The organism is Kineococcus lubricus (assembly GCF_050871965.1).
In the GTDB taxonomy this organism is placed as follows: Bacteria; Actinomycetota; Actinomycetes; order Actinomycetales; family Kineococcaceae; genus Kineococcus.
The window spans coordinates 138821-151763 of the sequence record NZ_JBJLSK010000011.1; the positions used below are offsets into that span (position 1 = coordinate 138821).

The following is a 12943-nucleotide window of genomic DNA, read 5'->3' on the forward strand; positions in this document are numbered from 1 at the left end:
GCGACCCGTGAACTCCGTGCTCGGCGACCGCAAGGCGATCCTCATCCTGCTCGGACCCGCCCTGCTCGTCTACACCCTCGTCAAGCTGGCCCCCGTCCTGTGGTCGCTGGCCCTGACGTTCTTCGACGGCAACCCGCTGCGCGGTTTCGAGTTCACCGGGTGGAGCAACTTCTCCCGGTTCGCCCAGGACCCGCAGGCCCTGGACGCGCTGGGCTTCACCCTCAAGTACGCGGTCGTCGTCACCGTCGGGCAGATCGCCCTGGGCTACGGCCTGGCCCTGCTCTACGTGTTCGTCCTGCGCCGGGCGTCGACGTTCGTGCGGACGGTCGTGTTCTTCCCCACCGTCCTGCCGACCGTCGCGGTCGCCCTGCTGTTCCGCAGCCTCTTCGCCGTGGGGCAGCAGGACGGCCCGGTCAACGCCGGGTTGCAGGCCGCCGGGATCGGCGCGGTCGACTGGTTCTCCACCGGGACCGGGACGTTCGCCGTCGTGGTGCTGATGGAGCTGTGGCGGTCCATGGGGTTCTTCGCCGTCCTGCTCTACGCCGGGCTGCTCGACATCCCCGAGGAGACGCTGGAGTCGGCGCGGCTGGAGGGGGCGACGGGCCTGTCGCTGGTGCGCCACATCGTGCTCCCGCTGTCGCTGCCGGTCCTGCTGTCCTCGGTCATCTTCAGCATCAACAACACCTTCAAGGCGTTCGACACGGTCCTGGCCCTCAACGGCGGCGGACCGGGCTCGGACACCACCCCCCTGACGCTGTACATGTACCGCACGGCGTTCCAGTTCTCCGACTACGGCTACGGCAGCACGATCGCGCTGGCCCTCACGATCATGTGCTTCCTCGTGACCCTGGCCATCTTCCGGTCCGCCCGCCGCGACAACACCAGGAGCTGACCGTGCCCGTGGACTCCGCCACCGCCCCGCGCGCGGCCCTCGCCGGGACCGGGCGCCCACCCGTCCGCCGCCCCCCGGGGCGGTTCTGGCGCCGGCTGCCGGTGCGCGTCCTGCTGGTGCTGCTCGTGCTCGTGGAGCTGTACCCGATCTTCTGGCTCCTCATGGGGTCGTTCAAGACGCAGAACGAGTTCTTCGCCAACCCCACCTGGGCCCTGCCGGAGAGCTTCGGGCTGCAGAACTACGCCGACGCCTGGGTCGGGGCGGACCTGGCCCGCAACCTGCTCAACAGCGTCCTGGTGACCGTCCCCTCCCTCGTCCTCATGATCGCACTGGGGGTCGCGGCGGCCTTCGCCCTGGAGGTCATGGTCTGGAAGGGCCGCGGCACGGTCCTCATGGGGTTCCTGGCCGGCATCATGATCCCCGGGCAGATGATCCTCGTCCCGCTGTTCACGGTCTACTTCCGCACCGGGCTGACCGGGACGCTGGCCCCGCTGATCATCACCTACACCGTGATGGGGCTGCCGCTGACGGTCTTCCTGCTGACGGCCTACTTCCGGGCCATCCCGCGGGAGGTGTTCGAGGCGGCGACCATCGACGGCGCCGGCATGCTCAAGAGCTTCTGGCTCATCGGGGTCCCGATGATGCGCAACGCCATCGTCACGATCGCCCTCGTGGAGTTCTTCAGCGTCTGGAACGACCTGCTCATCGCCCTGACGTTCACGACCGACGAGAGCCTGCAGACCGTGCAGGTCGGTCTGCTGACGTTCAGCGACGAGTACGGGTCCACCCAGTACGGGCCGCTGTTCGCCGCGATCAGCCTCAACGTGATCGGCATCGGCGTCCTCTACCTGTTCCTCAACAAGCAGATCATGGCCGGTCTCGCGTCGGGCTCGCTCAAGGGATGAGCGGGCCCCGGTACTGGGAGTCCACCGCGCCGGGCGCCGGGCGCCGGGCCCCGCGGGCGTGGACGACGTCGGACGCCCCGGTCCTGTCCCTGAACGGGACCTGGCGGTTCCGGCTGTCGCCCACGGCCGCCGGCGCGGGCCCGCGGGTGCCGGAGCCGGACTTCGACGACTCCGGCTGGGACGAGCTGCGGGTCCCCTCGCACTGGGTGCTGGAGGACGTCACCGTCCCGTGGGCCGCCGAGCCCCGCCTGCCCGCCCCCCGGCGCGACGAGCACGGTCCGCTTTACACCAACACCGCGTTCCCCTTCCCCGTCGACCCGCCGCGGGTGCCGCAGGAGAACCCCACCGGCGACCACCGGCTGCGCTTCACGCTGCCGCCGGGGTGGCTGGACGGCCGGCCCGACGCGGTGGTGCTGAGGTTCCAGGGCGTCGACTCCTGCGCGCGGGTCTGGCTCAACGGCACCGAGCTGGGCTGGTCCACCGGCAGCCGCCTGCCGTTCGAGTTCGACGTCGGCACCGCGCTGCGGGAGGGCACGAACGTCCTCGCCGTCCGGGTGCACCGCTGGTCGGCGGGCAGCTACCTGGAGGACCAGGACATGTGGTGGCTGCCGGGGATCTTCCGCGACGTGGAACTGCTGCACCGCCCCGCCGGCGCGGTCGACGACCTGCGGGTCAGCACGGGCTGGGACGCGGCCACCGGCACCGGGCGGCTGCGCGTCGACGCCGACCGTCCCGGCCGGGTCCTCGTCCCCGAGCTCGGCGTGGACGTCCCCGTCGGCACGACGCTCCGGCTGCCCGAGGTGGAACCGTGGAGCGCGGAGGTCCCCCGCCTGTACCGGGGGACGCTGCGCACCGCGCACGAGGCGATCGACCTGGTCATCGGCTTCCGCACCGTGTCGATCGAGGACGGGCGGCTGCTGGTCAACGGGTCCCCCGTCCTGCTGCGCGGGGTCAACCGCCACGAGCACCACCCCCGCCGGGGCCGGGCGCTGGACCGGGCCACGATGCTCGCCGACGTGCGGGCGATGAAGCGGGCCGGGGTCACCGCCGTCCGCACCAGCCACTACCCCCCGCACCCGGAGTTCCTGCGGCTGTGCGACGAGATCGGCCTGTGGGTCGTCCTGGAGTGCGACCTGGAGACCCACGGGTTCGTGTACGCCGGGTGGGAGGGCAACCCCGTCGACGACCCCGCCTGGGCCGGTGCCCTCACCGACCGGGTGCGCCGCACGGTGCTGCGCGACCGGAACTCCCCCAGCGTCCTGCTGTGGTCGCTGGCCAACGAGAGCGGCAGCGGGTCGCAGTTCGCCGCCCTGCGCGCCCTGGTCGACGAGCTCGACGGCGAGCGCCCCGTGCTCTACGAGCGCGACCCCACCTACCGCCACTCCGACCTGTTCGCCCTGATGTACCCCTCGTTGGAGGACCTGGCCGCCATCGGGCGGCGGGCCGAACCGGCGCCGGCGGGGGTCGAGCCGGGCTCGCCCGACGACGTGCGCCGGCGCGGGCTGCCGTTCCTGCTCGTGGAGTACGCCCACGCCATGGGCAACGGCCCCGGGTCGCTGGCCGAGTACCAGCGGGTGCTGGGGTCCTCCGACCGGTTCGCCGGGGGTTTCGTCTGGGAGTGGGTCGACCACGGGCTCACGGCCCGCGACGAACGCGGGACGGAGTTCACGATGCACGGGGCCGACGTCGCGTTCCGGCCCACCGGGGGCCGGTTCTGCCTGGACGGGCTGCTGTTCGCCGACCGCACGGCCTCGCCGGGCCTGCACGAGCTCGCCGCGGTGTACGCCCCCGTCGGCCTGGCGGTCGAGGGGACGCGGGTCGTCGTGCGCAACGGCCACGACGTCCGGGACACCGCCCACGTCCGGTTCCGCTGGCGGGTGGAGGCCGACGGCCGTCGCGTCGCCGAGGGCGACCTCGCCGTCCCGCTGCTGGCCCCGCGCGCCCGGACCGCGGTGGAGCTGCCCGAGGAGGCGCGGGCCGCCGCGCAGGGGGCCCGCGGCGAGGTGTGGGTCACGGTGACCGCCCACGACCGGGAACCACCCGGGTGGGCCCCCGGCGGGCACGTCGTGGGCACCGGCCAGGGGCGGCTGCGCAGCGACCCGCCCCGGCGCCGCTCCGGGACCGCGCCGGAGGCCGGGTTCGACGAGCACGGTGCCCTGCGCCGGGTGTTCGGGATCGCCGTCGACGGCCCCCGCCCGGACCTGTGGCGCGCGCCCACCGAGAACGACCGCGGCCAGGGCTCGCGGAACACCGACGCGGCGAGCTGGGCGGCAGTGGGGCTGGACCGGCTCCGGCACCGGGTCCTCGACGTGGTGCGCGGCCCGCGCGAACTGCTCGTGACCGGCCGCAGCGCCCCGGCGGCGCAGGCGCTGGCGCTCGTCTGGTCCCTGCGCTGGACGCTGGACGCCGACGGGCTGGACCTGGAGTTCCGGGCGGGGTTCACCGGCCCGTGGGACGACACCCCGCACGGGCACCACGCGGTGTCCCCGCCGCGGCTGGGGCTGCGGCTGGGCCTGCCCGGCGGGTACCGCGCGGTGGAGTGGTTCGGCCGGGGTCCGGGTGAGAGCTACGCCGACAGCACCACCGCGGCCCTCGTCGGCCGCTACGTCGCGGACGTGGACGCCCTGCAGACCCCGTACCCGGTCCCACAGGAGAACGGCAACCACGTCGGCACCCGCTCCCTGGTCCTGACGGGCCCGGGGCTGCCCACCCTGCACGTCGACGCGCTCGACGCGGGCGCGACGTTCGACTTCACCGCGCGCCGCTGGACCAGCGAGGACCTCGAACGCGCCCGGCACCCGCAGGACCTGCGCGACGGCGGCCGGGTGTGGCTGAACCTCGACGTGGCCCAGCGGGGCCTGGGGTCGGCGTCGTGCGGGCCGGCGCTGCCGGAGCGCCACCGGGTCCCGACCGTCCCGGCCGGGCTGCGGCTGCGGCTCACGGCGTCGGGGTGAACTCCTCGCGCCAGCGGTGGGCCGCGGCGAAGCCCAGGCGGGTACGGATGCGGGTGGTGTCCAGCAGCGACTCGTGCTCGCCCAGCTCCCGGGTGAGCGGGGTGCCGGGGAACCAGCGGGCGGCCAGCTCGGCCGAGGGGTCGGCGTGCCCGGAGTCGGGGGCCGCGACGACGTACAGGTGCGCGCCCGGTTCCCCGGCGCTCAGGGCCAGGTCGACGGCCTGCGCGCCGTCGCGGGCGTCCACGTAGGAACCCAGCAGGTCGCGGCGGTAGTCCGGTTCGGCGGCCCGCGCGAAGGTGCCGTACTCCCCCGGGGCCACGACGTTGGTGAACCGCAGCGCCGTCAGGGAGAGGTCCCGGTCCCAGCGGGCGAACTGCGCGTGCAGGGCCTCCTCGACGACCTTGCCCAGCCCGTAGGTGTTGTTCGCCGCCGTGCACGACTCGTCCAGCGGCAGGTGCGGGGGCGCCTCCTCGAAGGGGAAACCCATCGCGGTGATGCTGGAGGCGCAGACCACGCGGCGGGTGCCGGCCCGGTGCGCGGCGTGCAGGACGTTGAAGGAGGCGGTGACGTTGGTGTGGAACGTCGTGACGTCGGGCACCAGGCCGTTCACGGGGACCGCGGCGAGGTGGACGACGGCGTCGAGGCCGCGGTGCCGCGCGGTGATCCCCAGGAACGCGTCCAGGGTCTGCCCGTAGTCGGTGAGGTCGACGCGGGTGAACTCCGGCCCGGGGCGCCCGACGAGGTCGAGGCCGACCACGTCGTGCCCGCCCGCGCGCAGCCGCTCGACCGTGGCCGTCCCCAGCTTGCCGGTGCTGCCGGTCACCGCGACCCGCACGTCAGACCTCCTGCGAGCCGGCCGGGGAGTCGGCCGGGAAGTCGGCCGGGAAGTCGGCCGGGAAGTCGGCCGGGAGCGGGAGACCGGGCACGTCGTGCCCGGCGGCGTCGGCGGGGTCGGCGTGCAGGTGCCCGGCGCGGCCACCGACCGGGTGACCGGTCTCGGTGAAGAAACCCCGCAGCGTCCCGTAGACCTCGAGCACGTCGTGCACGGTACCGGCGGGGGTCAGGACGACGTCGCCGGGCCCGACGTACCGCTCCCGCCCCTCCAGCAGGATCTTCGCCCGGCCCTCGGCGATGAACCACAGCTCGTCGTCGTCGTGCAGGTGCCGGTCGAACCGCCCGCCCTCGGCGGGGACCGTGAACCGCCCGGCCGTCAGGGTCCCCGTGCCGGCGGGCCGGGTCCCGGCGTGCAGCCACGACCCCGGCGGGTAGAGGGGCACGCTCAGCGCTCCTGGGCCCAGGTCGGGGCGGTCCCGGCGGGCAGGACGCGCGCGTCGGGCAGGCCGTCCAGCCCGGTCTCCGCGCCGCCGGGGGTGTAGACGACGACGAGCCGCAGCGGGCGCCAGGTGGTGTTGCCCGTCGAGTGCAGCGTGTCCCGGGGCACGTGAAGGGCGTCGCCCTCGCGGATGGGGAAGGGCTCGCCGTCCCCGACGGTCTGGACGCCCTCGCCGGAGACGACGTAGATGACCTCCTCCTCCCCGGGGTGGGTGTGCGGGTCGTGCCCGCGCCCCGGGTAGACGATCACCTCGCCCACGGTGAGGCCGACCCCGGTGTCGAGGTGCGGGGTGACGAGCCACTTGATGGTGCCCCAGTCGAAGACCCGGGTGGGGACCTCGTCGGGGCGGCGGCCCCGCTGGGCGCTGGTGGGGGTGGTGGCGGGGGTGCTGGTCACGACGTCGCTCCCGGGGTGGTGGGGATGGCCTTGAAGTCCTCGATCTGGGCGCGGATGGCGCGCTCGGTGGGCAGCCGCTCGGCGGAGGAGGCGCCGAAGAACCCGGCGACCCCCTCGGTGCGGGCCAGGACGAACGCCGCGTCGGCGGGTTCGGCGATGGGCCCGCCGTGGCACAGGACGATCACGTCGGGGTTCACCTCGACCGCGGCGTCGCGCATCTCCTGGACCCGGCGGGCGGACTCGTCGAGGGTCAGCGCGGTGCGGGCCCCGATGGTGCCGGCGGTGGTGAGTCCCACGTGCGGGACGATGACGTCCGCCCCGGCGCGGGTCATGGCCACCGCGGACTCCACGTCGAAGACGTAGGGGGCGGTGAGCAGGTCGCGTTCGGCGGCGAGGCGGATCATCTCCACCTCCAGCTCGTACCCCATGCCCGTCTCCTCGAGGTTCTGCCGGAACACCCCGTCGAACAGGCCCACGGTGGGGAAGTTCTGCACGCCGGTGAACCCCATCGACTTCAGCTCGTCGAGGAACCGGTCCATGAGCCGGAACGGGTCGGTGCCGTTGACCCCGGCCAGGACCGGGGTGTCCCGCACGATCGGCAGGACCTCCCGGCTCATCTCGACGACGACCTGGTTGGCGTCGCCGTAGGCCAGCAGCCCCGACAGGGACCCGCGCCCGGCCATCCGGTAGCGTCCGGAGTTGTAGATGATGATGAGGTCCACCCCGCCGGCCTCGGCGGACTTGGCCGAGATCCCGGTGCCGGCCCCGGCGCCGATGACGGCGCGGCCGGCGGCGATCTGGGTTCGCAGGCGTTCCAGCGCCACGGATCGTTCCACGTCAGTCCCCTCCTCGGGTGGTGATGAGCGCGTGCAGCTCGTCGGCGGCGCGCTCGGCGAACCCGGTGTCGTTGATGTGCGCGTCGGACTCGACGACGCGGACGGCGCTGCCGGCGACGGCCTCGGTCACCGCGTCGAACAGGGCGCGGTCGGCGTCGGGGTCGGCGAAGGGCTGACCGGGGGCGTCCAGCGCGGACACGCCGCCGTGCGGCACCACCAGGACCGTCGGGGCGTGCGCGGCGGCCAGCTTCCGGCCCACCCGCCGTCCCAGTTCGGCGTTCTCCGGCACGGTGGTGCGCATGAGGGTGACGGTGGCGTTGTGCTCGAAGAACGTCCGGCCGGCGAAGGCCGCCGGGACGGTGTCGCGGGGCCCGAAGTTCACCATGTCGAGCGCTCCCAGGCTCACCACCTGCGGCACGTCGGCGGCGCCGGCCGCGGTGAGCCGTTCCGGTCCGGCGGACAGGACACCGCCCACGAGGTCGTCGGCGAGTTCGGTGGTCGTGAGGTCCAGGACCCCGGCGAGGACGTGCGAGCGGGCCAGCGCCTCCAGGGCGCGACCGCCGGAACCGGTGGCGTGGAACACGAGCACCTCGTACCCCAGCTTCTCCAGCCGGTTCCGGGCGGCGTCGACGGCCGGGGTCGTCACCCCGAACATCGAGGCGGCCACCAGCGGCCGCGCGGTCTCCGGCGCCCCGTCGGCGCCGGTGCGGGCGGCGTGCGCGGCGGCCATCCCGGCGATCGCGGCGGCGGCGTTGCCCAGCACCAGGCGTGAGACCTGGTTGACCCCGGCGACGTCGACGACGCTGTAGGTGAGGGTGACGTCGCCGGCGCCGACGTAGGGCGCGACGTCGCCGGACGCCATCGTGGAGACGATGAGCTTGGGCAGCCCGATCCGCAGGTCGCGCACGGCGCGGGCGGCGATCGAGGAACCGCAGGAACCCCCGAGGGCCAGGACCCCGTCGAGGTGGCCGGACCGTTCGAGGCCGGCGAGGACGACGGCGGCGCCCTCGCCCGCGGCGGTGACCGCGGCACCGCGGTCGGCTTCGCGCCGCAGGGTTTCGCGGTCCGCCCCACCGGCGCGGAACACCTCGTCGGCCGGGCTGTCGACGCGGGCGGGGAAACCGCGGGGTTCGCCGGTGCCGACGTCGACGACGTGGACGTCGACCCCGAGCCCGGTCAGCCGCGCGGCGGTCCAGGCGTACTCGGGGCCCTTGGTGTCGAGCGTGCCGACGAGGGCGACGAGGGGTCTCCGGTCCGGTCGCATGGTGCCTCCTCCTGCCGGCCCCGTCGCCGACCCGTCGTTCCACCGTGCTGGTGGTCAGATCTTGCCCACAGCTTTGACACGTGTCAATACTGACGGACCGCAGTTGCCGACCGGACGGAGCCGTGCCCCGTGACGACCACCTCGACCGCCCTGCCCACCGCGCCCGTGGTCGAGCACCACCGGCAGCCGCTGGGCATCGGTGAACCCCGCCCGCGCCTGTCCTGGACCACCTCGGCCCCCGACGACTGGCGCCAGCGGAGCTACGAGGTCGAGGTGCGGCGGGGCGCCGGGACCTCGACCTGGCGCGAGGACTCCCCCGAGCAGGTCCTGGTCCCCTGGCCCGGCGAACCCCTCGGATCCCGCGAGACCGCCGACGTGCGCGTCCGGGTCGGCGACGGGACCACGTGGTCGGCCTGGAGCCCGCCGACCCGCCTGGAGACCGGCCTGCTCGAACCCGGCGACTGGCGGGCGGTGCCCGTGGGGGGAGCCTGGCCCGAGGACCCCGACTCCGACCGGCGCCGCCCCGCCCTGGTCCGCCACGAGTTCGACGTCGCCGCCGACGTCGTCTCCGCCCGGCTCTACGTCACCTCGCACGGGCTGCACGAGGTGGAACTGAACGGCCGCCGCGTCGGGGACACCGAACTCGCCCCCGGCTGGACGGTCTACGGGAAACGGCTGCGCTACGCCACCCACGACGTCACCGGGCACCTGCGCCCCGGGACCCGCAACGCCCTCGGCGCCTGGCTCGGCGACGGCTGGTACCGCGGGCGTCTCGGCTGGCGCGGCGGGTTCCGCAACCTCTACGGCAGCGACCTGTCGCTCATCGCGCAACTGGAACTGCGCCACGCCGACGGCCGGCTGGAGATCGTCGCGACCGGGCCCGCGTGGCGCGCCTCGACCGGCCCGATCGTGGCCAGCGGGAACTACGACGGGGAGGACTACGACGCCCGCGGCGAGCAGCCCGGGTGGTCCGCGCCGGGTTTCCCCGCCGAGGGCTGGTCACCGGTCGCCGTCGCCCGGCGCGACCCCGCGACGCTCGTGGCCCCCACCGGCCCGCCGGTCCGCTGCACCCAGGAGGTGCGCCCCGTCGCGGTCCTGCGGACCCCCGGCGGGAACCTCGTCCTCGACTTCGGGCAGAACCTCGTCGGGCGGTGCCGGATCCGCGTCCGCGGCCGGCGCGGGGACCGCGTCGTCCTGCGCACCGCGGAGGTCCTGCAGGACGGGGAGATCTGCACGAGGCCGCTGCGCGAGGCCCGCTCCACCGACAGCTACGTCCTGGCCGGGCGCACCGAACCGGAGACCTGGGAACCGCGGTTCACCTTCCACGGGTTCCGCTACGTGCAGGTCGACGGCTGGCCCGGCGACCTCGACGAGGCCGCCGCCGCGGGCGACGTCGTGGCGCGGGTCCTGCACACCGACCTCGAGCGCACCGGGTGGTTCTCCTGCGCCGACCCCCTGCTGGAACGGTTCCACGAGAACGTCGTGTGGGGGATGCGCGGGAACTTCGTCGACGTGCCCACCGACTGCCCCCAGCGCGACGAACGGGTCGGCTGGACCGGGGACCTGCAGGTCTTCGCCCCCACCGCCTCGTTCCTGTACGACGTGTCGGGGATGCTGACGTCGTGGCTGGCGGACGTGTCGGCCGAGCAGCTGCCCGACGGGACCGTCCCCTGGTACGTGCCGGTCATCCCCGCCCACCAGATGTGGACGCCGATCCGCCCCGGCGCGGCCTGGGGCGACGTCGTGACCTTCACCCCCACCACCCTGCACGAGCGGTACGGCGACGTCGGCCTGGTCGCCGCCCAGTACGGGACGGCCAGGCGCTGGGTCGACCTGGTGGACCGCCTCGCCGGTCCCGGCCACCTGTGGGACGAGGGGTTCCAGCTCGGGGACTGGCTCGACCCCGCCGCCCCGCCGCACGACCCGGCCGACGCCACGACCGACCGGTACCTCGTCGCCAGCGCCTACTTCGCCCGCTCGGCCCGGCTGCTGGCCGACATGGCCGCCCTGCTGGGGCACGAGGAGGACGCCCAGCGGTACGGGACGCTCGCGGCCCGGGCCCGGGAGGCGTTCGCCGCCGCCCACGTGCGGCCCGACGGGCGGATGAGCAGCGACGCGCAGACCGCGTACTCCCTCGCCCTCGTCTTCGACCTGATCCCCGACCCCGAGAGGCGCCGCCTCGCCGGCGAGCGCCTCGCGCACCTCGTGCGCGCCGCGGACAACCGCATCGCGACGGGTTTCGTCGGGACCCCGCTGGTCAACGACGCCCTCACCGCCGCCGGGGAGGTCGGCACCGCCTACGACCTGCTGCTGGAACGGGGCTGCCCGTCCTGGCTGTACCAGGTGCTCATGGGCGCCACGACCGTCTGGGAACGCTGGGACAGCCTGCTGCCCGACGGCACCGTGAACCCCGGGCAGATGACGTCGTTCAACCACTACGCCCTGGGCGCCGTCGCGGACTGGGTGCACCGCGTCGTGGCCGGTCTGGCCCCCGCCGCGCCCGGCTACCGGCGGGTGCGGTTCGCGCCCCGCCCCGGCGGCGGCCTCACGTCCGCGAGCGCGCGGCACCGCTGCCCCTACGGGACGGTCGCGATCTCCTGGCACCTCGACGGCGCGGACCTGGTGGTCGAGACGCTGCTGCCGACCGGCACCACCGGCGTGCTCGACCTGGAGGGGGCCGACCCGGTGGAACTGGGCCCCGGGCGGCGGGTGACCCGCACCCCGCACCACCGGCCCGGGGCGGACGCCCCCGGCCCGCTCGTCGCCCCGGCCCGCTGACCCGGGAACCCGCGCTGGGCCGTACGGGTCGCGGGGCGGGCCGGCGCAGGCGTCGCCGTCGTACGGTGGTGCTACGAGCGACGCCCGCGAGGGTGGCGCCTCGTGCGGGTCAGGTGTCCGTGGTGACGCGCTCCGGTTCCACCGGAGAGGGCCAGGTTCAAGCCCTGGGACCCGCTCCACCCCGCCCCGCGGCGCCGTCGCGGGGTCAGCCCACCTCGGCCGCCGCGGCCGCGATGACGTCGGCGACCTCGCGCGGGTGGGTCTGCATCACCAGGTGCGGGGCGTCGATCTCGACGATCTTCCGTGCTCCGGCGCGGGTGTAGCCGAACCGCTCGACCTCGGGGTTGATGGTGCGGTCGGCCGAGGAGACGATCCCCCACGACGGCGTCGTCCGCCACGCCGCCACCGGGGCCGGCTCACCGAACGCGAACGCCGACAGCGGCCGCTGGGACACCGCCAGCACCCGCGCGGTCTCCTCGGGGACCCCCGCGGCGAAGACGGCGGGGAAGGCGTCGACGGCGACCGACACGTCGGTGCCGTCCTCGCCGCCGGCGACCGGGTACGGCGCGTGGACGAGGTTCGCGGCCAGGTCGGAGTCGGGGAACCCGCCCTGCAGCTGCCCCAGGCTCTCCCCCTCGGCCAGCGCGTACCCGGCCACGAACACCAGGCCGACGACGTTCTCGGCCGCCCCGGCGACGGTGATGACGGCCCCGCCGTAGGAGTGGCCCGCCAGCAGCACCGGACCCTCGACCTGCTCGACGAACGCCCGCACGGAGGCGGCGTCGGCGGACAGGCTCCGGTTGTAGACGGGCGGGACGCGGACGGTGAAGCCGCGACCGAGCAGGTCGGCGGTCACCGGGGCCCAGCTGGCGGCGTCGGCGAACGCGCCGTGGACGAGGACGACGGTGGGAGTGGTCACAGCAGGCTCCTGGAGGTCGACGGGTGCGCCCGGACGCCGGGCGGGCCGACCGTAGGACGCGGCCCGGCGGACGGTCCTGCCCCTGACAGGGACTGCCAGGGCGGCGGCCGCTCCCGCTCAGGCCGGCGCGTCCCCCGGGTCCCCGACGGGGTCCTCGACGGGGTCCTCGGCGGGGTCCTCGGCGGGGTCCTCGGGCAGCGCCACCGCGTCCGGCCCGCCCTCCAGCAGTGCCGTGAACCCGGCCTCGTCCAGGATCCGCAGGCCCAGCTGCTCGGCCTTGTCGGCCTTGGACCCGGCGGCCTCCCCCACCACCACGAAGTCGGTCTTCTTCGACACCGAGCTCGACGCCTTCCCGCCGCGGGACAGGATCGCCTCCTTGGCCTCGTCGCGGGAGTACCCCGCCAGCGAGCCCGTCACGACGACCGTCAGCCCCTCCAGGGTGCGGGCGAGGGACTCGTCGCGCTCGTCCTCCATCCGCACCCCGGCCTCGCGCCACTTGCGGACGACGTCGCGGTGCCAGTCGACGGCGAGCCACTCCACGACGGCGTCGGCGATGGTCGGGCCCACGCCCTCGGCGGAGGCGAGCTGCTCGGCGGTGGGGGGGGGGGGGGGCGGCGCCGCCCGGCCCCCCCACCCCGCCGCCCCCCCCCCCCCCGCCCGGGCCGC

11 protein-coding genes are annotated in these 12943 nt (G+C 75.0%); 4 read left to right on the forward strand and 7 right to left on the reverse strand.

What is annotated here, in order from left to right:
* The first annotated feature begins 7 nt into the window (after positions 1–7).
* Genes ACRYRX_RS10530 through ACRYRX_RS10540 form a run of 3 tightly spaced genes read left to right on the forward strand, consistent with a single transcriptional unit; the run spans position 8 to position 4751 of the window.
* The gene (locus ACRYRX_RS10530) at positions 8–892 is read left to right on the forward strand and encodes a carbohydrate ABC transporter permease (protein ID WP_432511818.1); all 885 of its coding nucleotides are present in this window, start codon (positions 8–10) and stop codon (positions 890–892) included.
* Positions 893–894: 2 nt separating this feature from the next.
* Complete coding sequence (locus ACRYRX_RS10535) at positions 895–1797, forward strand: carbohydrate ABC transporter permease (protein WP_432511820.1); 903 nt, start codon at positions 895–897, stop codon at positions 1795–1797.
* Positions 1794–4751, forward strand: a complete 2958-nt coding sequence (locus tag ACRYRX_RS10540) for a glycoside hydrolase family 2 TIM barrel-domain containing protein (RefSeq protein ID WP_432511821.1) — start codon at positions 1794–1796, stop codon at positions 4749–4751. The genes ACRYRX_RS10535 and ACRYRX_RS10540 overlap by 4 nt, the downstream gene beginning before the upstream one ends.
* On the opposite strand, the gene ACRYRX_RS10545 is transcribed toward ACRYRX_RS10540, so the two are convergent.
* Genes ACRYRX_RS10545 through ACRYRX_RS10565 form a run of 5 tightly spaced genes read right to left on the reverse strand, consistent with a single transcriptional unit; the run spans position 4735 to position 8580 of the window.
* Positions 4735–5586 carry an NAD-dependent epimerase/dehydratase family protein gene (locus ACRYRX_RS10545; RefSeq protein ID WP_432511822.1) on the reverse strand — a complete coding sequence of 284 codons (852 nt, stop codon included), beginning with the start codon at positions 5584–5586 and terminating at the stop codon, positions 4735–4737. The genes ACRYRX_RS10540 and ACRYRX_RS10545 overlap by 17 nt on opposite strands.
* Position 5587: 1 nt before the next feature.
* Positions 5588–6028 carry a cupin domain-containing protein gene (locus ACRYRX_RS10550; RefSeq protein ID WP_432511823.1) on the reverse strand — a complete coding sequence of 147 codons (441 nt, stop codon included), beginning with the start codon at positions 6026–6028 and terminating at the stop codon, positions 5588–5590.
* A 2-nt stretch (positions 6029–6030) separates the two neighbouring features.
* Positions 6031–6480, reverse strand: coding sequence for a cupin domain-containing protein (locus tag ACRYRX_RS10555; RefSeq protein WP_432511825.1), 450 nt, complete (start codon positions 6478–6480; stop codon positions 6031–6033).
* Positions 6477–7316: a phosphoenolpyruvate hydrolase family protein gene (locus ACRYRX_RS10560; RefSeq protein ID WP_432511827.1), complete on the reverse strand. Its 840-nt coding sequence runs from the start codon at positions 7314–7316 to the stop codon at positions 6477–6479. The genes ACRYRX_RS10555 and ACRYRX_RS10560 overlap by 4 nt, the downstream gene beginning before the upstream one ends.
* Before the next feature lies 1 nt (position 7317).
* Positions 7318–8580: a Tm-1-like ATP-binding domain-containing protein gene (locus ACRYRX_RS10565; protein WP_432511829.1), complete on the reverse strand. Its 1263-nt coding sequence runs from the start codon at positions 8578–8580 to the stop codon at positions 7318–7320.
* Between the two features lie 129 nt (positions 8581–8709).
* Here ACRYRX_RS10565 and ACRYRX_RS10570 point away from each other — a divergent pair, with 129 nt between their 5' ends.
* The gene (locus tag ACRYRX_RS10570) at positions 8710–11358 is read left to right on the forward strand and encodes an alpha-L-rhamnosidase (protein WP_432511831.1); all 2649 of its coding nucleotides are present in this window, start codon (positions 8710–8712) and stop codon (positions 11356–11358) included.
* 205 nt (positions 11359–11563) lie between these two features.
* Here the strand turns inward: ACRYRX_RS10570 and ACRYRX_RS10575 are convergent, their stop codons facing one another.
* Positions 11564–12277, reverse strand: a complete 714-nt coding sequence (locus tag ACRYRX_RS10575; RefSeq protein ID WP_432511832.1) for an alpha/beta fold hydrolase — start codon at positions 12275–12277, stop codon at positions 11564–11566.
* A gap of 117 nt (positions 12278–12394) precedes the next feature.
* On the reverse strand, positions 12395–12943 hold a 549-nt coding region (locus ACRYRX_RS10580; protein WP_432511834.1), incomplete at its 5' end, for a BRCT domain-containing protein.